The sequence below is a fragment of the Herbidospora cretacea genome (assembly GCF_001570605.1).
Taxonomy (GTDB): Bacteria; Actinomycetota; Actinomycetes; order Streptosporangiales; family Streptosporangiaceae; genus Herbidospora; species Herbidospora cretacea.
This window is the reverse complement of sequence record NZ_BBXG01000013.1, coordinates 1-19,235: the sequence shown is the minus strand read 5'-3', so window position 1 is coordinate 19,235 and position 19,235 is coordinate 1. Positions and strand designations below refer to the sequence as shown.

General features: G+C 70.8%; 20 protein-coding genes. 11 read left to right on the top strand and 9 right to left on the bottom strand.

The genetic code is table 11. The features are described from left to right. Nucleotides 1-110 precede the first annotated feature (110 nt). Nucleotides 111-455 carry a hypothetical protein gene (locus AW270_RS38985; protein WP_157522505.1) on the top strand — a complete coding sequence of 115 codons (345 nt, stop codon included), beginning with the start codon at nucleotides 111-113 and terminating at the stop codon, nucleotides 453-455. 132 nt (nucleotides 456-587) lie between these two features. On the opposite strand, the gene AW270_RS24120 is transcribed toward AW270_RS38985, so the two are convergent. Then, nucleotides 588-935 carry a hypothetical protein gene (locus AW270_RS24120; protein ID WP_218009330.1) on the bottom strand — a complete coding sequence of 116 codons (348 nt, stop codon included), beginning with the start codon at nucleotides 933-935 and terminating at the stop codon, nucleotides 588-590. 237 nt (nucleotides 936-1,172) lie between these two features. Here AW270_RS24120 and AW270_RS38980 point away from each other — a divergent pair, with 237 nt between their 5' ends. Then, nucleotides 1,173-1,325: a hypothetical protein gene (locus AW270_RS38980; RefSeq protein WP_156045872.1), complete on the top strand. Its 153-nt coding sequence runs from the start codon at nucleotides 1,173-1,175 to the stop codon at nucleotides 1,323-1,325. A 511-nt stretch (nucleotides 1,326-1,836) separates the two neighbouring features. Here AW270_RS38980 and AW270_RS24115 read toward each other — a convergent pair. Further along, nucleotides 1,837-2,091: a Smr/MutS family protein gene (locus AW270_RS24115; RefSeq protein WP_061297662.1), complete on the bottom strand. Its 255-nt coding sequence runs from the start codon at nucleotides 2,089-2,091 to the stop codon at nucleotides 1,837-1,839. Nucleotides 2,092-2,237: 146 nt separating this feature from the next. On the opposite strand from AW270_RS24115, the gene AW270_RS24110 reads away from it, so the two are divergent. Further along, entirely contained in the window at nucleotides 2,238-5,537 is a 3,300-nt protein-coding gene (locus tag AW270_RS24110; RefSeq protein WP_245674831.1) for a S8 family serine peptidase, read from the top strand. A gap of 48 nt (nucleotides 5,538-5,585) precedes the next feature. Here the strand turns inward: AW270_RS24110 and AW270_RS24105 are convergent, their stop codons facing one another. Beyond that, nucleotides 5,586-6,014 carry a CBS domain-containing protein gene (locus tag AW270_RS24105; protein ID WP_061297658.1) on the bottom strand — a complete coding sequence of 143 codons (429 nt, stop codon included), beginning with the start codon at nucleotides 6,012-6,014 and terminating at the stop codon, nucleotides 5,586-5,588. A 147-nt stretch (nucleotides 6,015-6,161) separates the two neighbouring features. On the opposite strand from AW270_RS24105, the gene AW270_RS24100 reads away from it, so the two are divergent. Continuing rightward, a complete protein-coding gene (locus tag AW270_RS24100) occupies nucleotides 6,162-7,487 on the top strand; it encodes an aminopeptidase P family protein (RefSeq protein ID WP_061297656.1) in 1,326 nt (441 codons plus the stop codon). On the opposite strand, the gene AW270_RS24095 is transcribed toward AW270_RS24100, so the two are convergent. Then, nucleotides 7,481-8,149, bottom strand: a complete 669-nt coding sequence (locus AW270_RS24095) for a L,D-transpeptidase family protein (protein WP_169807369.1) — start codon at nucleotides 8,147-8,149, stop codon at nucleotides 7,481-7,483. The two genes, AW270_RS24100 and AW270_RS24095, sit on opposite strands and share 7 nt — an antisense overlap. An 84-nt stretch (nucleotides 8,150-8,233) precedes the next feature. Between AW270_RS24095 and AW270_RS24090 the strand changes: the two genes are divergently transcribed. Further along, entirely contained in the window at nucleotides 8,234-8,872 is a 639-nt protein-coding gene (locus AW270_RS24090; protein WP_061297653.1) for a 4'-phosphopantetheinyl transferase family protein, read from the top strand. Here AW270_RS24090 and AW270_RS24085 read toward each other — a convergent pair. Continuing rightward, complete coding sequence (locus tag AW270_RS24085) at nucleotides 8,869-9,807, bottom strand: cation diffusion facilitator family transporter (RefSeq protein ID WP_061297651.1); 939 nt, start codon at nucleotides 9,805-9,807, stop codon at nucleotides 8,869-8,871. The genes AW270_RS24090 and AW270_RS24085 overlap by 4 nt on opposite strands. A gap of 60 nt (nucleotides 9,808-9,867) precedes the next feature. On the opposite strand from AW270_RS24085, the gene AW270_RS24080 reads away from it, so the two are divergent. Together AW270_RS24080 and AW270_RS24075 are read left to right on the top strand one after the other, a co-directional pair. Beyond that, on the top strand, nucleotides 9,868-10,323 hold the full coding sequence (locus AW270_RS24080; protein WP_061297649.1) for a MarR family winged helix-turn-helix transcriptional regulator: 456 nt from the start codon (nucleotides 9,868-9,870) through the stop codon (nucleotides 10,321-10,323). A 25-nt stretch (nucleotides 10,324-10,348) separates the two neighbouring features. Further along, nucleotides 10,349-10,981 (top strand): LppX_LprAFG lipoprotein, encoded by a 633-nt coding sequence (locus AW270_RS24075; RefSeq protein ID WP_061297647.1) that lies wholly within the window; start codon nucleotides 10,349-10,351, stop codon nucleotides 10,979-10,981. A gap of 10 nt (nucleotides 10,982-10,991) precedes the next feature. On the opposite strand, the gene AW270_RS24070 is transcribed toward AW270_RS24075, so the two are convergent. The 3 genes from AW270_RS24070 to AW270_RS40650 are packed head-to-tail and all read right to left on the bottom strand — an operon-like array spanning nucleotide 10,992 to nucleotide 12,792. Next, nucleotides 10,992-11,597 carry a response regulator transcription factor gene (locus AW270_RS24070; protein WP_061297645.1) on the bottom strand — a complete coding sequence of 202 codons (606 nt, stop codon included), beginning with the start codon at nucleotides 11,595-11,597 and terminating at the stop codon, nucleotides 10,992-10,994. Continuing rightward, nucleotides 11,594-12,619 (bottom strand): sensor histidine kinase, encoded by a 1,026-nt coding sequence (locus AW270_RS24065; protein WP_218009329.1) that lies wholly within the window; start codon nucleotides 12,617-12,619, stop codon nucleotides 11,594-11,596. Before AW270_RS24065 ends, AW270_RS24070 begins: the two co-directional genes overlap by 4 nt. Then, nucleotides 12,616-12,792, bottom strand: a complete 177-nt coding sequence (locus tag AW270_RS40650; protein ID WP_218009328.1) for a hypothetical protein — start codon at nucleotides 12,790-12,792, stop codon at nucleotides 12,616-12,618. The genes AW270_RS24065 and AW270_RS40650 overlap by 4 nt, the downstream gene beginning before the upstream one ends. Nucleotides 12,793-12,983: 191 nt before the next feature. Here AW270_RS40650 and AW270_RS24060 point away from each other — a divergent pair, with 191 nt between their 5' ends. The 4 genes from AW270_RS24060 (at nucleotide 12,984) to AW270_RS24045 (ending at nucleotide 17,530) form a co-directional block, all read left to right on the top strand. Continuing rightward, nucleotides 12,984-13,553, top strand: coding sequence for a hypothetical protein (locus AW270_RS24060; RefSeq protein ID WP_061297643.1), 570 nt, complete (start codon nucleotides 12,984-12,986; stop codon nucleotides 13,551-13,553). 45 nt (nucleotides 13,554-13,598) lie between these two features. Further along, complete coding sequence (locus tag AW270_RS24055) at nucleotides 13,599-15,089, top strand: MFS transporter (protein WP_245674830.1); 1,491 nt, start codon at nucleotides 13,599-13,601, stop codon at nucleotides 15,087-15,089. A gap of 147 nt (nucleotides 15,090-15,236) precedes the next feature. Further along, the gene (locus AW270_RS24050; protein ID WP_061297639.1) at nucleotides 15,237-15,686 is read left to right on the top strand and encodes a DUF6220 domain-containing protein; all 450 of its coding nucleotides are present in this window, start codon (nucleotides 15,237-15,239) and stop codon (nucleotides 15,684-15,686) included. Then, nucleotides 15,683-17,530: a multicopper oxidase family protein gene (locus AW270_RS24045; RefSeq protein ID WP_061297637.1), complete on the top strand. Its 1,848-nt coding sequence runs from the start codon at nucleotides 15,683-15,685 to the stop codon at nucleotides 17,528-17,530. The genes AW270_RS24050 and AW270_RS24045 overlap by 4 nt, the downstream gene beginning before the upstream one ends. Before the next feature lie 54 nt (nucleotides 17,531-17,584). Here AW270_RS24045 and AW270_RS24040 read toward each other — a convergent pair whose 3' ends face one another. Next, nucleotides 17,585-19,168, bottom strand: a complete 1,584-nt coding sequence (locus AW270_RS24040) for an IS1182 family transposase (protein WP_061297594.1) — start codon at nucleotides 19,166-19,168, stop codon at nucleotides 17,585-17,587. Nucleotides 19,169-19,235 lie beyond the last annotated feature (67 nt).

The following is a 19,235-nucleotide window of genomic DNA, read 5'->3' as shown; positions in this document are numbered from 1 at the left end:
CCACTTCTTGCATTTACGATCAAGCCGTGCAACCCCGGCACCGCCGCCCCAGTCGCGGGGGCCTGCATCTAACCCAAGAACAGATAGCGGCCGCTTCGGCGCTAAGTTTAGTGATCACCATTCTCGGCGTGATCGTGGCCTCGGGCTCTCTTGTAGCGGACATGATCGGGCTCTTCGAGTCACCACCTCCCTCGGCCTCTCCATCGCCCGGTCCCTCCCACCACGGGCCGCCCGACAATGATCTGCTCCCGTACTTTCAGTGGATGGAACACCAGACGACGGCCAGGGTCGAAGTGATACAGGCCGAGATCGAGGCATTGGCCACCGCCCCAGTAACCGGTGATAGATCGGGCATAGCCGAACGGGTCGCGGAACTCAGCCGACAGAAATCCGATCTCGAATCGAAAGCGGCCTACTACCGACGAGCAATTCGCCAGTTGAGCACTTCGTCGTGAAAGCGGGGCACCCCGCCCTTTCCGTCGAACCATCTCACGAAGGGCTGCGCACAAAGTGGGTCGACCCGGACCTGTCGGGCGCGCACCCGTAGGTGATCCCCAGCCATGTGTAGGACCACGACGTCGGCGGGGTCAGCCGCGCAGGCCCGCGGCAAAGAGTCGGAGGGTGCGGGCCTGCCGGGAGAGGTCGGCGCTCACGCGTCGTCCAGGTCTCGCAGCGCCTTCACATAGGCGATCGCGGCGTCCAGGAACGTGAGGCTGGTCGATTTCGGGGTTGGTCGTTCGGTCGCCTGAGGCTTCGACGGTGGCCCGAGCGAATTCCAGGTCGACCGTGTCCGCCACCGTGACGAGCTGGGTCGCCATGGCGTTCAGGCCGGCGTAGAAGCCGGGATAGTCGATGGCCGTGACCTTGAGTCGCGTGTCGCTCATGGCCTCATCCCGCCCGAGACTGCGGGCGTGGTGCTCCACCACTGCGGTCACGACCATCTCGGCGTGCAGTCCGGGATCGCCTGCGGGTCAAGGGTTCGCGCAACCCCGGTGTCCCGAAACGCCCACGAAAAAAGGGCATCCCGTCAACGACGTGGCGCCCTCTTACCTCTGTGACCTGCGTCTGCGTTGGGGCTCAAGCGCCCACCAAGTCACGCAAAAGTGATCCCCAAGATCTCCCCTGTCTACTGAGATCCGTCCACAACGACACCTCGACAACAGGAGATCCCCATGCGCACGCTCAAGCGCGCCGCCGCCCTCGCCGCCACCGCCGCCGTCACCATCACCACCTTCGCCGTCCTCGCGGCCCCCGCCAACGCCCAGCGCGGCGAGTGGTATCCCTGCACGATCGACGGCAAGCCGATGTGGTGCATGGACGTCTAAACGGCCGAGCCTCCGGCGATCCGGGCCAACCTGCGTTCGGCCACTTGAACCGATTGCCGGTTAGCTGCGGACACGAGCCCCCGTCCCAACTCGCTTGGGTCGGGGGCTCGCCATTTGTACTCCGCCGTGACCGGGGAGTTCCCGCGCATCGCGGGGATTTCGATGTGAGGCCGGGCGGCCGGCGTCCGCATAAGAGCGGCGGCCGCGATCTGTCACCAGGTCTTGCTGACTACCGGCAACGTTAGCGCGCCTGGCGGTGATCCCTTCGGGGCAAGTCGAGCCCTCGGATACATGATCGCCCGTGGCCTGGCGCAGGCCGGGGTACGGCGTGACCCTCAGCCGAAGGATGGGAACGGCCAGATGCGGCACCTCTGATGCCGAGGCAGTCACTCGGGTCGGGGTGCCGTCGTATTCGATCCCCGACATCACCGGGGAGGGGTGCCATCCTCGCTCGCCTTGTCCCTCCTGAAACTCGGACAAGGCATTGGCCGCGGTAAAGCGCGTTGTCGGCCTACTTGTGGCGGAAGTACACGAACAGCCGTCCGTGGTTCTTCGCGTCCTTGTCGATCCGGTGGTACAGCGCCTTGATCTCCTTCTGGTCGAGGAAGCGCAGCACCTTCTTCTTCAGCTGTCCCGAGCCCTTGCCCGGGATGATCTCGACCTCGGTCGCCTTCTTGTCGATGGCTTCCTGGATGATCCCCCGCAGCGCCCGGTCGATCTGGTCGCCCTTGTTGAAGATGTCATGCAGGTCAAGCTTCAGCTTCATGGTCAGGAGTCTAGGTCAGCGGCCCCGTCGGGGCACCAGGCCGCGGGACAGGTTCGACCGTTCCAAAATGGTCACGTTCCGAGTCGGATCGACCACGCACAGGCACCATGGCAGCGTCGGTTCCAGCAGCCCCCATGGGAGGTCACGTGTCAAAGAAGTCACGGTCAGCCGCCGCAGCCGCCGCGTTATGCCTGGTGGTCTCGGTGTCACCCGCGGCGAACGCGAGCCCCGCGCCGCCCGGGCGGTTCACCGCCACCCCGCTCACCAACCCCGAACGGGTCACCGGCGCCAAATCCACCTCGGGACAGCTCGCCAGGAGCGATCAGGCCCTCATCCGGTCGCGGTCGGCGAATCCGGTGAACGTCGTGGTCAAGCTCGACTACGACGCGCTCGCCGCCTACGACGGCGGGATCGACGGGCTCCCCGGCACGTCGCCGTCGGTCACCGGCAAGGACCTCGACCTGCGGAGCACCGCCGCGAAGAACTACCTCCGGCACATCGAGGGCATCGAGAACGCCTTCCTCGCCGAGCTGCCCCGGCGGGTGGGCGGCGCGAAGGTCGGCCAGAGGCTGCGGACCGTCTACGGCGGCCTCTCGCTGAGCGTCCCGGCCAACAAGGCCGCCGAGCTGTTGAAGATCAAGGGGGTGGCGGCCGTCCAGGAGGACAAGCTGGTCCAGCCGCTCACCGACTCCAGCGCGGCCTTCATCGGGGCTCCGGCCGTGTACTCGAAGCTGGGCGGGGCTCCCAGTTCCGGCAAGGGGGTGATCGTCGGCATCCTCGACTCGGGGGCGTGGCCGGAGCATCCGCAGTTCGGCGGCGGGGCGGGGCTGCCCGCTCCCCCGGCCAAGGCCGACGGCACGCCCCGGACCTGTGACTTCGGGGACAACCCGCTGACCCCGGCCGCCGACGTGTTCGTGTGCGGCAACAAGCTGATCTCGGGGCAGCCGTTCCTCGACACCTACAACGCCGTCGTCGGCGGCGAGGTCTACCCCGACAGCGCGCGTGACTCCAACGGGCACGGCACGCACACCGCGACGACCTCCGCCGGAGGGCCGGTGGCGGACGCGAGGCCGCTGGACATCTCGCGCGGGGCGATCCACGGCATCGCGCCCGCCGCGCACGTGGCGGTCTACAAGGTGTGCGGGGCCGACGGGTGCTACCAGTCCGACTCCGCCCAGGCGGTGGCGCAGGCCGTCCTCGACGGGGTGCGGGTGATCAACTTCTCGATCGGGGGCGGCGCCGACCCGTACAGCGACCCGGTCGAGCTGGCCTTTCTCGACGCCTACGCCGCCGGGGTGTTCGTGGCGGCCTCGGCGGGGAACTCCGGGCCCGGGGCGGCGACCGCCGAGCACCTCAGCCCGTGGGTGACCACCGTCGCGGCCTCGACGCAGGCGCGGACGTTCCAGTCGACGGTCTCGCTGTCGGGCGGGGTCACGGTCAAGGGCGCGTCGGTGACCGAGGGGGTCGCCCCGGCGCTGCCGGTGGTGCTGGCGTCGGCGCCGCCGTACGGTGACGCGCTCTGCCTGACCACCCCGCCCGCGGGGCTGTTCACCGGGAAGATCGTGGCCTGCCAGCGCGGGCCCAACCGGGTGTTGAAGGGGTTCCACGTCAAGCAGGGCGGCGCGGCGGGGATGATCCTCTACAACGCCGAGCCGCTCGACGTGATGACCGACAACCACTGGCTGCCGGCCGTGCACCTCGACAAGCCCGCCACCGACCAGTTCCTCGCCTGGAAGGCGGCCGATCCGGCCGGCACGGCCTCGTTCACCCGGGGCGCGAAGACCACGTGGCAGGGCGACGCCATGACCACGTTCTCCTCGCGCGGGCCGGGCGGCGACTTCCTCAAGCCCGATGTGACCGCGCCGGGTCTGCACATCCTCGCCGGTACGACCCCCACCCCCGAGTCCCCCGTCGAAGGGCCTCCCGGCAACCTCTACATGGCCATCGCGGGCACCTCCATGTCCTCGCCCCACGTCGCGGGCGCGGCGGCGCTGCTGTTCGCGCTCCACCCGGCGTGGACGCCCGGCCAGGTCAAGACCGCCCTGGAGACCACGGCCAGGACCGGCGTGACCAAGCAGAACGGCGCGACCCCGGCCGACCCGTTCGACATGGGCGGCGGCCGCATCGACCTGGCCAAGGCGGGTGAGGCCGCCCTCACCCTGGACGAGTCGGCGGAGAACTTCGCCGCCTCGGCGGCCGACCCGCTGAACCGGATAGACCTCAACCTGCCGTCGGTGAACGCCACCACGATGCCCGGCGTCATCACCGCCAAGCGGGTCTTCACGAACGCGTCGGCCAAGACCCTGACCTACACGGCCACCGGCACGACCGTGAGCGGCGCGTCCATCGCGGTCCTCCCGCCGCTGTTCACCGTCAAGCCGGGCAGGAAGCAGACCGTGCAGATCGTCATCGCGGCACCTGATCTGGCCGACGGGCAGTACTTCGGCCAGGTCGACCTCAAGCAGGTCGGCGGCGACCGGCGGCAGCACCTCCCGGTGGCGTTCGTGCGCGGCGAGGGCGCGGTGCCGGTCGAGCAGACCTGCGCCCCGGCCGCCGTCGCGCGCGACACCGGCGAGTCGACCTGCACGGTGACCGTCCGGAACGACACGCTCCAGGACACCGAGGTCACCGCGCTCAGCACGCTCAACTCCCGGCTGCGGCTCACCTCGGTCACCGGCGCCACCAAGGTCGGCGCGCAGATCGCCACGGCCAGGAAGACGCTGGCGGGCCGCGAACCCGACGCCCCGGCCATCGCGCCGGGCGAGCTGTTCGGCTACCTCCCGCTCGACGCGTTCGGCGTCGCGCCGACCCCGATCGGCGACGAGGAGGCGCTCAACTTCACCGTGCCGGGTTACCGCTTCGCCGGTCGGACGTTCACCCGGCTGGGCGTCACGTCCAACGGCTATCTGGTCGCGGGCGGCACCGACGGGTCGCAGGACATCGCGTTCACGCCGCAGGACGTCCCCGACGCCGACCGGCCCAACGCGGTGCTCGCGCCGTTCTGGACCGACCTCGACGGCACCGGCGCGCCGGGCGTCTACGCGACCACGCTGACCGACGGCGTCTCGACCTGGATCGTCGTCGAGTGGCGGGTCAACCTCTTCGGCACCGGCGACCTGAAGACCTTCCAGGCGTGGATCGGGGTGAACGGCGGGGAGGACGTCACGTTCGCCTACCCGTCGCCGATCGCCCATCCGGGCGCGGCCTACGGGCTGACGATCGGCGCGGAGAACGCCGACGGCACCCGGGGCGGCCGGATCGCGGCCGGGTCGGGCGCGGCCTCCGGCTACCGGGTCACCAGCACGCCGGGCGCGCCCGGGGAGTCGCTGGCGTACACGCTGAAGATCAAGGGTGTGTCGGCGGGTGAGGGCACGGTCACGACGGCGACCTCCACCGAGCAGGTGAAGGGGATCACCGTCGAGGTCGACAGGATCACCGTTCAGTAAGGCGGAAGGCCCGGCGGTCTCCGCCGGGCCTTCCGATCGTTGATGAGGTCAGCCGTGGAGATAGCCGACGAGGTGGGCGCGTTCGGTCTCCAGTTCCTCGATCGCGCTCTTGACGACGTCGCCGATGCTGACGATGCCGACGAGGCGACCGTCCTGGACGACCGGGACGTGCCGGAATCGGTGGACGGTCATGGTCTTGCGCAGATCTTCCACGTTCTCGTCGGGCCCGCACGTGCGGACCTCGACCGTCATGATGCTGGAGACGGGCTCGCCGAGCACCGCTCCGCCGCGTTGCTGCAGGTGCCGGACGATGTCCCGTTCGGACACGATGCCGGAGATCGCCTGGCCGTCGGCCGAGACGACCACGGCGCCGATGTTGTGCTGGGCCAGGAGGCCGAGCAGCTCCGTCACAGTCGCATCCGGCGGAACGGTCACCACGCGGGCGCCCTTTCCCTGCACGATCGTCCCGATGAGCAATCGACACCACCCTTCTTGCCTGTCCCCTCAGGCAACAGTCCGTGACGATGCCGCGTCAAGGGGAGGGGGTGGTTCTGGCCAAGGAATTTCACATTCGCCGAAATCCCTCTTAATGTACTGGTGGAATGTGAAATAACATCGGACGCCATGACGACCGAGAACACCGGTTCCCATGACCTCCCGATCACCCCGGAGCTGGCCGCGTTCATGACGACGGGCTGGGCCGACACGCATCAGGACGATCTGCCCCAGGTGCCGGTGGCGGCGTACACGCGGAAGAGAAGGGCCCGGCTGGCGCAGCGGTTCCCCGGTGAGCGGCTGGTGATCCCGGCCGGCGACCTGAAGGTCCGCAGCAACGACTCCGACTACCGGTTCCGGCCGCACAGCGCGTACACCTATCTGACCGGCGCGCAGGAGCCCGGCGACGTGCTGGTGATCGAGCCCTCCGGCGAGGCGGTCCTCTACCTGCGGCCCCGCTCGCCGAGGGCGGCGGGCGAGGAGTTCTACCGCGACCGGCGGTTCGGCGAGTTCTGGGTCGGCCGCCGTCCCGATCTGCACGAGGCCGCTTCCCTGTACGGTCTGGACACCGCCCACATCGACGACCTCCGGCCGGGCGGGCGCACCCTGGAGGCGGACGCCGAGCTGACCGCGTACCTGTCCGAAATGCGGCTGGTCAAGGACGACCACGAGCTGGCCGAGCTCCAGCACGCCGTCGACGCGACCGCCCGGGGCTTCGAGGACGTCGTCCGCGCCCTCCCCCAGGCGCTGGCCCACCCCCGGGGCGAGCGCTACGTCGAGGGGATCTTCGGCCTGCGCGCCCGCCTGGAGGGCAACGCGACCGGCTACGATTCGATCGTGGCCTCCGGCGCGCACGCGTGCGTGCTCCACTGGATCCGCAACGACGGCCCGCTCGACCCCGCCGACCTGCTGCTCCTGGACGCGGGCGTGGAGAGCGACGGCCTCTACACCGCCGACGTCACCCGCACCTTCCCGCTGTCGGGGGAGTTCTCGCCGGTCCAGCGCCAGGTCTACGACCTCGTGTACGAGGCCCAGAACGCCGCCATCGCCACGCTGCGGCCGGGGGCCCGCTTCCGCGACTTCCACCTGGCCGCGATGCGCGTCATCGCCGACGGCCTGGCGGACTGGGGCCTGAAATCCGACTTCGAGACGGGCCTCCACCGCCGCTACACCCTCTGCAGCAGCGGCCACATGCTCGGCCTGGACGTGCACGACTGCGCCAGGGCCAGAGCCGAGAGCTACCTCGACGGCGTGCTCGAAGAGGGCATGGTGCTGACCGTCGAACCGGGCCTCTACCTCCAGCCCGACGACCTCACGCTGCCCCCCGAGCTGCGCGGTGTCGGGGTCCGGATCGAGGACGACCTGGTGATCACCGCCGACGGCGCCCGGCTGATGTCGGACGCGCTCCCCCGCGCGTCACACGAGATCGAGGCCTGGCTGGCGGGGCTTCAGTAGACCCACACCTTCCCCCCGATCGGCAGGCTGCCCGACTTCCACAGCCAGTTCATGGCCTCGTACGACACCCGGACGCACCCGTGCGAGGCCGGCTTCGGCGGGACGTAGGCCGACCCGTGGATGGCGTAGCCGCCGTGGAAGTACTTGGGCCGGTAGAGCACGCCCAGCGGTGACTTCTCCATCTTGTTCACCTGGCGCTGCACGGTGAAGACGCCCCGGGGCGTGGTGGCGATCTTCCCGCCGCCGTACGGCTTGCCGTTGCCGCTGGAGGTGTTGATGACCTTCACCACCTTGCCGTTCCTGACGACCATCATCAGCTGCCGCTGAAGGTCGACCTCGACGAGGTCGCCACTCGTGCTGCGGGCGGCCGGGGCCCATCCCTTGCGGATCTTCCTGGCCACCTCCTCGCTCCAGCGCGCGTCGGTCTTGAGCCCGTTGACCTTCTGGACGGCGAACATCGCCTGCGCCATGTCGGGCCCGTAGCGGCCGTTCCACGGCCCGGTGAAGTACCCCAGAGCGGACAGATCCTTCTGCAGCCGCCGGTTGGCCGCGCTCGTCGTCCCCGGCTTCGGGACGTCCGCGCGGTCACGCTGCGTGACCCCGTAGGGCCCCCGATCGGCGTGCGCCCCGGCCACCGGCATCGCCCCCAGAGTGGCTCCCACCAGCACAACCAGACATTTCGACCGGCTCATTGCTTACCCCCCGTAGTTCACTTGATCGACATATACCTCCAATACGCTGAGGTGATGCGCGCCCCTCTGGCCGTCGCCGGTTACACCGACGAAGTCCTGGACGCCGTCGGCGGGACGCTCACCGGAACCGAGCGGGCCCGCGCCGACCGGTTCACCCGGGAGCAGGACCGGCTCGATTTCGTGGCGGCCCATCTGCTGGTCCGTTACTGCGCGGCGAAGATCCTCGACGTGCGCGCGTGCGTGCTCACCCTCGAACAGCGCTGTGACCGCTGCGGCCGTCCGCACGGCCGCCCCTTCATCACCGAGGCGCCGGAGCTGTCGGTCAGCCTGGCCCACACCGCCGGCTACGTCACCGCCGCCGCCGGCGCCGGGAAGGTCGGCGTCGACGCCGAGCACGCAACCGGCGGGCAGGCCGACGAGAACCTGGTCGCGCTGGCCCTCACGCCCGCCGAGGCCGGGCTGGTCGGCCTGGACAACCGGCGGCTGATCCGGCAGTGGGTCCGCAAGGAGGCGCTGGTCAAGCGGGGTGAGCTGGCGCTCGACCGGTTACGGGAGGTCGACCTGTCGAAGGTGCCGTTCGACGGTCGTACGCACGAATGGGAAGGCCGTCATCTGGTCGAGTGGACCGCCGGGACCGTGATCGCCACCGCGATCTTCGACGAGCCCGGGGACCTGCAGATCATCGGCGGCTAGAACCGGTCCTCCGACGAGGAGGTGGGGTCGAGGAACACCTCGCGGATCTCCGGGAACTCCTCGCGCAGCGTGCGCTCCACCCTGGCCGACGCCGCTTCGAGCGCGGCCCCGGTCGCCTCGTCGACGAAGTCGATCCGCGCCGCGACCAGGATCCGGCTGGGCCCGATGAGCACGGTCAGCAGCTCGACGATCCGCTCGACCTCGGGCAGCACTTCAAGGTGACCCCGGATGCGCCGCTCCAGCACCGGCGACGCCGCCCGGTTCAGCAGCAGGCTGGCGTTGGCGCGGATCAGCGTCACCGCGACCAGGAGCAGCAGCAGCCCGATGAGCACCGATCCGACGCCGTCCCACACGGTGTTCCCGGTGGCCTGGGTCAGGCCGAGCCCGAGCGCGGCGATCACGATGCCGGCCAGCGCCGCGCTGTCCTCCAGCACCACGGCCTTCAGCATCGTGTCGGAAGTACGCCTGAGCAGCGCGAACGGCCGCGTCTCCCACCGCGTGGCCGACTGGCGCAGCTGCCGCAGCCCCTGGAACATCGACACGCTCTCCAGCGCGAACGAGACCGCGAGCACGATGTAGGACAGGGTGAAGTCGGTCAGCTCCTCGCCGTCGAAGATCGTGTGGAACCCGTGAGTGACCGAGAAGCCTGCGCCCACGACGAGCGTGAAACAGGCCGCGATCAGGGCCCACAGGAACGCGGCGTTGCCGTAGCCGAGCGGATGGGCCCGGTCGGCGGGCTTCTCGCCCCGCTTGATCGCCGTGAAGAGCAGCACTTCGGTGACCGTGTCGGCCGCGCTGTGGGCGGCCTCGGAGAGCATGGACGCCGAACCACCGACCAAGCCCGCCACCAACTTGGCAACGGCGATGGCAAGATTGGCCCCACCTGCGACGACGACCGTAAGGAGGGAGTCACCGCCATCGGTTTTGTCGTTCATGCTCGACATCGTGTCATGCTCGTGTGTACGACTGTGACAGACGATCTTTAGACTGGTGTGATGGCAGACCCCCACTGGCTGACGGCCGACGAGCAGCGAGCTTGGCGGGCCCATCTGACGGCCCATCGGCTCCTCACCCACCGTCTCGACCGTGAGTTGCAAGAACATGGTCTGTCGTTCAACGACTACGAGATCCTGGTCAACCTCTCGGAACACCCCGACCGCCGGATGCGGATGAGCGACCTGGCCGACGCGACCGTCCAGTCGCGCAGCCGCCTGTCCCACCAGATCTCCCGCATGGAGGCCGCCGGGCTGGTCACCAGGGAGCTGTGCGAAGACGACCGGCGGGGCACGTTCGCGGTGCTGACCCTCCTCGGCTACCACACGATCGAGCGCGTCGCCCCCGACCACGTGGCCGGGGTGCGCGCCCACTTCATCGGCCTGCTGACCCCCCAGCAGGTCGCGGCCGTGGAAGAGATCTACACACCCGTAGTGACACATCTCCAGGGCAGGTAGGGCCGGGGCGGCTAGCATCCCTGGCGTGAGAAGAATCCTGTGCTTGGCGGCTTTGGTGGCTTTCGTCACGGCCTGCTCCTCCTCGACGACCGAAGGCCTCCCGGCGGCGCCCGACGTCCTGAAGAAGTCGGCGACGGCCATGGGCGCCGTCAAGACGGTCTCCTTCTCCCTGACCACCGAGGGCAACCCGCCCATCCCGGTGAAGACGGCCGAGGGCGACCTGACGCGTGCGGGCGACGCCAAGGGCAAGCTCCAGATCATGATCGGGGCGCTCCAGGAGCTGGAGTTCGTCCTCACCGGCGACGCGGTCTACATCAAGGGCCCGACGGGCGGCTTCCAGAAGTCCATGAGCCGCGAGCAGCTGGCCGCCCTCTACGACCCGAGCGCGGTCGTGACGGCGGTCCCGACCCTGCTGTCGTCGGCGACGGGGGCCAAGATCGAGGAGCAGGGCGAGTCCTACAAGGTCGCGGTCACCCTCCCCGGCGAACCCCTGAAGAAGATCGTCCCCGGCGTGACCGGCGACCAGCCCGGCACCCTTTTGATCGACAAGGCGACCAGCCGGGTGACCTCCATCGACCTGCCCCTGAACGGCGGCACGGTCAAAGTCGCCCTCACCGACTACGACGCCCCGGTGACGATCGAACCTCCGGCGGTCTAGCGCCCGCGGGTCAGATCCAGCCTTCCTCCCAGGCGCGGTGAGCGGCGGCGTGGCAGGAGCCGACGCCCAATTTGGCCATGGCCGCCGAGAGGTAGTTGCGCACCGTGCCGGGCGCGAGGTGCACCTGGGCGGCGATCTCCCCGATCGACGCCCCGCCACGGCAGGCACGCAGCACGTCGAGTTCCCGGTCGCTGAGCGGGCAGGGGCCCTCGGTCAGCGCGGATGCGGCGATGTCGGCGTCGATGTACCGCCGGCCCGCGGCGACGTCACGGATGATCTCGGCGAGCCGGGACGCCGGAGTGGTCTTGGGCACGAACCCGCTGACTCCGGCCGCCAGGGCACGGCGCAGCACCCCCGGCCGCGCGTGCCTGGTGACCAGGACGACCCGGGCAGCGGGCAGCCCGGCCATGATCCGCGCGGCGGCGTGCAACCCGTCGGCGGGCGGCATCTCCAGGTCGAGCACCGCGATGTCGGGGCGGTGGTCGAGGGCCAGCCGTATCGCGTCGGTGGACGTCGCGGCCTCGGCCACCACCGTGAGGTCCGGTTCCAGCGCGAGCAGCGCGGCCAGGGCGCTCCGCAGCATCTCCTCGTCGTCGGCGATCAGCAGCCGGATCATCGCGCCTCCGCGCTCGCGTCGACCGGCAGGCTGGCGGTCACGACGAAGCTTCCGTGTTCGTGCTCCCAGGTCAGCTCGCCCCCGGCGGCCCGCAGCCGGTCGGCCAGGGTGCGCAGCCCGGTGCCCGCCCCCGAGCCGGGCGGGCCGCTCGTGCCGTCGTTGAACACCCGTAACCGGGCCAGGCCGCCGGTGAGGCGGTAGTCGACCTCGGCGGCGCGTGCCCGGCTGTGGCGCAGCACGTTGGTGGTGGCCTCGCGCACGACCAGACCGAGCAGGTGCCGGTCGGCGTCGGGGAGCGGCCCGGTGCCCGCGTCGGGCTCGACGTTCATCCGGACCCGGATGTCGGCCGCGGCGAGCACCCGGCCCGCGTTGGCCAGTTCCGCGTCCAGCGTCGTACGGCGGTATCCCTGCACGACGGCCCGCGTGTCCGAGAGCGCCTCGGTGGCGAGCCGCCGCACCTCCGACATCTCCGCGATCGCGCGGGCCGGGTCGGCCGCCGCCAGCCGCGCGGCCAGTTCGCTCTTGCGGGCGATCACCTGGAGGTGGTGGCCCTGGATGTCGTGCAGGTCGGCGGCGAAGCGCAGCCGTTCCCGGGTGACCGCCAGTTCCCCGTCCAGGCGGCGCGCCGCGTTCAGCCGTTCCGCGACGTCCCACGCCCACAGCGAGCCGAGCGTGACCCAGGCGCTGAACGCGACCAGTCCCGGCGGGAACAGCACCGCGCGCACCGGATCGCCGCCTCCCGCGATCGCGCCCGGCACGGCCGCGGCGGCCATCGCCACGGCGATCAGCGCCCACCTGCGCGGTGACGGCAGGAACGTCGCGGCGACCGCCACCGTCATCGCCGGGGCCAGCGCCCACAGCGAGTCGTCCCGCACGGCCAGCAGAACGCCGCCGAGCGTGGCCGTACCGGCGGCACTCGCGGCCATCCACGCCACGGGCGGGCGCCCGGGGCGCTCGCCGGGCGCGGCGGGGTCGGACGCCAGCCGGTGGTGCAGCAGCACCGCGCAGCACACGGCTGTCACGACGAGCGCGACGGCGCCCGCGCCCCTGCCCAGGCCGGTAGGCCGGAGGCCAGGAGGCCCGCGCCGGCCACGGCGACCAGGAAGACCGTGTGGGTGACTGTGAGGCTCCACCGGGTGTAGCGGCGGAAGCTCCGGAGTGCCGCCGTCTCGCCGTCGGGCCCGTGGTCGCGCACACGGTCATTGTGACAGCACGCCGCACCGCGGGCCGGTCGCGATGTCCGCCGTGGTCGGTTGATGACAGTTGTCATGAGATCGAGTGACATGGCCACGCGCACGCCTGCGGTTCCGGCACTACTGGCGGCTGCCTCCAGCGACCAGGCTGAGCGCCGGAGATGCCCCGACGAACCCCACGAGGAGGAACCCCATGGCGAGCGTGTCCCGAGGACACGGGCACCGGTTCCGCCGGCTGCTCGACCGCTGGCCCACTGCGCTGGCGCTGGCGCTCTCGGCGGCGACCTTCGGCGGCACCGGGTCGGCCGAGGGGGTGGCGTCGTTCGCGTCGATCCTCGTGCTCCTGCCGTTGCTGTACCTGGTGGTCGCCAAGCTGGAGGCGCGCCGGGCGACGTGGCCGCTGCTCGTGGCCGGGATAGCCGGCGTCGTCGTGCTGCGCGGGCTGGACGTGGTCGAACCGGCCGCGGTGTTCTCCGCCATCGCGCTGGTCGTCCTGCTCTGGAGTGTCGTGGACGGACACGTGTTCCGGTCCGGGACGTTCCAGGTGCAGGCGCTGGGGATGCTCGCCTTCGGCGCGCTCGGGCTGATCGGGCTGGCCGTGCATCCGGATCTGGGCCGCTACCTGGTGGCGGCCGGATGGTTCCTCCATGGCGTCTGGGACTTCGTCCACCTCCGGCGGGACGAGGTGGTGGCCCGGTCCTTCGCCGAATGGTGCGGCGTCATCGACGTCGTGATCGCGATCGAGTTGATCTTCAAATGGTGATTCGCGCGTGCGTCCTCCCCGATTTGAGGGGCTAGCCTCGGCCTCGTGGAATCTGTGGAGGAGGAGTCCCGGGTCGTCGCGGGATCGGCGAACCGGCGCGTGATCCTCGGCGTCACCGGGGCCGCCGTGCTGCTGGCCGCGCTCGACGCCTATGTGGTGGTCACCGTGCTGGTCGACATCGCGGCCTCGGCCGGGGTGGCGGTCAACCGGCTGGAGCGGGTCACCCCGGTCGTCACCGGGTTCCTGCTCGGCTACGTCGCCGCGATGCCCCTTCTCGGGCAGCTCTCCGACCGGTTCGGGCGGCGGGCGGTCATCCAGGCCTGCCTGGCCGGGTTCGCGCTCGGGTCGCTGGTCACGGCGCTGGCCTCCTCGATCCCGCTGATCACCGCCGGGCGGGCGGTGCAGGGCGTCGCCGGAGGGGCGCTGCTGCCGATCACGATGGCGCTCATCGGCGACCTGTGGGACGCCCGCAGACGGCCGACCGCCCTCGGCGCGGTCGGGGCGGCGCAGGAGCTCGGGGCGGTGCTCGGGCCTCTCTACGGGGCCGGGCTCGCGGTCGTCCACGTCGGGTTCCTCGACGGGTGGCGGACGATCTTCTGGATCAACCTCCCGCTGACCGCGCTGGCGGCGGTGGCGGTCCACCGCTACGTACCGGCCGGGACCCGGGGCGCCACCAGGGTCGACGTGCCGGGCGGGGTGCTGCTGGCCCTGGGGCTGGGGCTGCTCGTGGCGGGGCTCTACAACCCCGAGCCCGGCAAACAGGTGCTGCCCTCATGGGGGGTGCCGGCGATCATCGCCGGAGCCGTCGTGCTGGTGGTGTTCGTGCTCTGGGAGCGGCACACCCGGACGCGGATCCTCGATCTCGCGGGCATCCGGAAACGGCCGGTGTTCGCGACCCTGACGGTGAGCCTGCTGGCGGGGGCGGCGCTGCTCGTCACGCTCGTCGACGTGCAGCTCGTCGCGCAGACGCTCCTCGGCGTCGACGCGACCGGTGGGGCGCTGGTGCTGACGCGGTTCCTGGTCGCGCTCGCGGTGGCCGCCTTCGCGGGGGGCGCGCTGGCGCGGCGATATCCGGAGAAGTGGGTCACGGTGGCCGGGATGGTCGTCGCGACCGCCGGTTACGTGCGGATCAGCCAATGGCCGGTCGTGCCGGGCGGGCTGTCGATGGACGTCGACCTCGTCGTCGCCGGGCTCGGGCTGGGGCTGGTCATCGCGCCGGTCAGCTCGGCCGTGCTCAAGACCGTCCCGGCCGTGCAGCACGGCGTCGCCTCGGCCGCCGTCGTGGTGGCGCGGATGATGGGCATGCTGCTCGGGGTGGCCGCGCTGTCGGCCTACGGGTTCCACCGGTTCCAGACGCTGACCGCCGACCTGGACACCCCGCTGCCGTTCGGGGTGACGCCCGAGACGTACCAGAAACAGCTTGAGGTCTACACCCAGGCGGTGCAGGCGGCCCTGCACACCGAATACTCGGAGATCTTCCTCATCACCGCCGTGCTCTGCGGCGTCGGCGCCGTGGTGGCTCTCGCGATGGAGTAGGGGGATACTCAAGCCTCCCGAACAGACCCGGTCAAGGATCGAAGAAGACCGTGATCCCGGGCGTTCAGGACGCTCGTCCCATGCGCTCGGGACACCCCCTGGCCCACAGTTGGCGCCAGCGACACCACTCTGTCTGGGGGATCCCATATGCGTAAGGTCTTCTTCGGCTTCACGGTGCTCATGTTCGTCTCCGTGATCGCCCAGTTCTACTTCGCCACCTTCGGCGCCTTCGAGCGGCCCACACCCGCGTTCGGCGCGGAGGACGCCGCGATCATGCCGCACATCCTCAACGGCACGATGGTCCTGCCGCTCCTGTCGATCCTGACCACGATCGTGGCCGCCGTCGCCAAGGCCGGGGGGCGGCTGATCCTGCTGTCGATCACCCCGCTGCTGCTCGTCGTGGTGCAGCTGTTCGTGATCTTCGAGCTCGCCGGGCTGCTGGGCGCCACGGAGGACAGCACCAGCACCGCGAGCCTGGTCGTGCTCGGTTTCCACGCCCTCGACGGGGTCGCGATCCTGTGGGCGTCGGTCGTGCTGCTGAAGAAGGCCCGCGCCCTGACCAAGGCCGCTCCCGCGCCCGCGGCCGCCGTCGCGTGACCACCGCGCTCGCCGGCGGCCTCGATCAGATCGTCCTGGTCGTGGCCGCCGTCCTGTGGCCCGCCGCGGCCGGGTTCGCCTACGCCGCGTTCCGGCCGCCGCACGACCGGCGCCTCTACCTGGCCGCCCTGGCGCTGAGCGCCGGGGCGGTCGTCGTGAGCGGGGTGCGGGTCGCGCTGACGCTGGTGCTCATGCGGGCCGGCTGGTGGTTCGTCGCCGAGAAGATCGTGCTGGCCCTGCCGCTGCTGCTGGTCCCGATGCTGTACGCCCTCACGACCTCCGTCCCGGCCCTGGTCAGCAGGCGGCGGGACCCGCGCGCGGCCTACCCGCTGGCGCTGACGGCGATCGGCGCGGTCGCCGGGGTGGCCTGCGACGTGATCGTCTCCTACCCGGTGACCCTGTCGGCGGTCGTGGTGATCATGCTGGTCGGGGGCGGCGCGGCGGCGCTGGCATGGCGGCTGGTCGCGGGCGGGGGCGGCGACCGGTGGCGGATCGCCGGGTTCGCGGTGGCGCTGACCGGCGTCGTGTGGGCGGTCACCGGCAGCCTGTCGGGCCAGCCGATGCACACCGGCCACGACGCGGCGGGCCCCGGCGTCTCGCTGGCCTCCCTCAGCGGGCCGTCCGACGCCGACGCACGGAAATTCACCCTGACCGCCCAGGTCGCCGAGGTGACCGTCGGGGGCCGGACCGTGGAGACGTGGTCGTTCAACGGCCAGAACCCGGGGCCGACGCTGCGGGTGAGGCAGGGCGAGACCCTGGAGGTGACGCTGCGGAACGAACTGCCCGGCGGGCAGGGCGTGACGATCCACTGGCACGGCTACGACGTGCCCGCCTCCCAGGACGGCGTGCCCGGCGTGACCCAGGACGCCGTCAAGCCGGGCGGCGAACACGTCTACCGCTTCAAGGCCGACGATACCGGGACGTACTGGTACCACTCCCACCAGAACTCCAGCGTCGCCGTGGCCAAGGGCCTGTTCGGCCTGCTCGTCGTGGAGCCCGCCGAAGGCGACCACACGGTGGCGCTGCACGCGTACGGGAACGTCCAGACGATGGCCTTCGACGACGGACCCGCCACCGACCGGCAGGTCAGCGCCACCATCCCGCCCGGCACCCCGGTCAGACTGCGGATCGCCGACACCAACAGCCTGCCGATCACCCTGGGCCTGTCCGGCACGACCTTTCGGCTCCGATCGGTCGACGCCCGGGACGTCGCCGGGGCCACCGACCTCCGCGACCGGCGCCTCAGGCTCGCCGCCGGCGGACGCTACGACCTGGCCTTCACCATGCCCGACGGACCGGTGCTGCTCAGCGTCGAGGGCCATCCGGGCCTGGCGATCAACGGTCAGGCGGCCCCGGCGACCGGCGACCTCCTCGACGTGACCTCCTACGGCAGCCGGCCGCAGACGCGCGAGACGTTCGACCGGGAGATCGTCTGGGTGCTGGACAAGACGTTCGCCATGGTCGACGGGGTGCCGAGGCTGGCCCACACGGTCAACGGGAAGGGCTACCCGAACATCCCGACGCCGGTCGTCCGGGAGGGCGAACGCGTCCGGATCACCATTGTTAACCGTTCGGGCGACCTGCATCCGATGCACCCCCACGGGCACCACGTCGAGGTGCTCTCACGCGACGGCCGCCCGGCCAACGGGATGCTGGTCGACACGTTCGACGTCGAGCCGGGCGAGGTCTGGGAGGTCGCGCTCACCGCCGACAACCCGGGCCTGTGGATGTCCCACTGCCACGACCTGGCCCACGCCGTGCAGGGCATGGAGTTCCATCTCGCGTACGAGGGGATCACCACCCCCTACGACATCGGCGGCCCGGCGGGCAACCACCCCGCCTAGAAGACCACTGAAAATCTTGTTCGCGTGCGGCGACGTTGCGCGGTTCGCGATTTCTCAGATGGTCGTTGAGGCCAGCGTCCAGGACCCGTTCGTGTGGGTGAGTCCGAGGTTGATCAGGGTTCGCAGGTTGAGAGCGGCGGCGCGGGTGTGGAGCCAGGCGTTGTTCTTGATGGCGCCGACATACCGTAATCGGCGGTTGCCCCGGGCGACGATCCAGGCGATGGCGCGTTCGACCGGGGGCCGCCAGCGCCGGTAATCCTGCTGCCAGGCCGGATCGGTGGCGGCTTGGCGGCGGGCGGCGGCCAGTTCGTCGTGGTGGGGGCGGATGGTCAGGATGCGCCCGGCTTTGGCTGTGGTGCAGCGCGGGCGCAGCGGGCAGCCGACGCACCGGCTGGCGAAGAACGCCTTGCGCTGCAGGTGGCGGCCGGAGGGCGCCGACAGCGGGACCCGGTGCCCGGCCGGGCAGGTCACGGTGTTGCCGTTGGTGTCGATGGCGAAGTCGTCCAGGTCGAACCCGCCGGGCACGGCCGGCCGTAGCGGCGCGGGTTTGATCACCGCGCGATGCCCTGCCGAGGTCAGCGCGTGGCGGCAAGGCCCGGTGGAGTAGGCGGCATCGCCGAAGACGTCCAGGATGCCGTCTTCGGCGGCGAGCAGGTCCAGCGCGAGGGCGGCCTCGTGATGGGCGGCGCCCGATCCGGGTCGCAGCGCCACGGCGGTGAACAGGCCGGTCTCGGGTTCGACCGCGACGTGGGCCTTGAAGCCGTCCTGGCGGTGGGTCCGGGTCTTGTGCACGTGCCGTGATTCGGGGTCGACGGTGGAGATCACCCGGTCCGGGACGGTGCGCTGGGCGATGCGCCAGCGCCCGTCGCGGCCGTTGGAGTCGTCGGCCGGTTCGACGTCCTGGCCGCAGACCAGGGCCAGCAGGCCCACCGCGGTGGCCGCCCGCTCGCCCAGCGGCTGTTCGGGCAGGCCGGCCAGCAAGCGGATGGCGTCGGTGACCAGCGCGTCCACCAGCGCGGCCCGGGCCTGCCCGTCATCCCAGGCGATGCGCGGCTTGCCCGGATCGTCGTAGTCATGCGCGGTGCAGGACATGCCCGCGACCTGCGCGGCGCCGGGCACGTGACGGATCACCCGCCGGATCGCGGCGATCAACTGTGTGACGGTGTCCTGCGTGGCCACCGCGTCATCCAGCACCGCCGAATCCAGCGCCCGCCGCTGCCTGCCCTTGAGTACTCCGGTCGCCGCGACCACCTCACGGACGGCCTCAAACAGGCGGTTCGGCTTGCGGGAGCGGGCCAGCCGCCGCCGGAAATAGGTCAGCAGTGACGGATCGAACGCGGTGTCATGCAACCCCAGCCCACAGGCCGCCTTCCACCGCAGGTCACACCGCAATGCCTGCACGGTGTCGACGTCCGACAACCCTTGCAAGGTCTGCAGCACCACCGCGGCCGCCAAGATGTCCGGCGGCATGCTCGGACGCCCGTTGCGCGAGGGATACATGTCCGCGAACATCTCCGCCGGGAACAGCGCCTGGCGATGCTCGGCCAGGAACGCGAACACGCTCCCGGCCGGGATCAGTTCCCGGCAGGTCTGCCACACATCCGGCCCGACCAGCTCTCCGGCCCACTCACCCTGCATGTCAACCACTCTGGCCTCAGTCCCGAAAGAACGAGGCCAGAACACAAGATCTTCAGCGGCCTTCTAG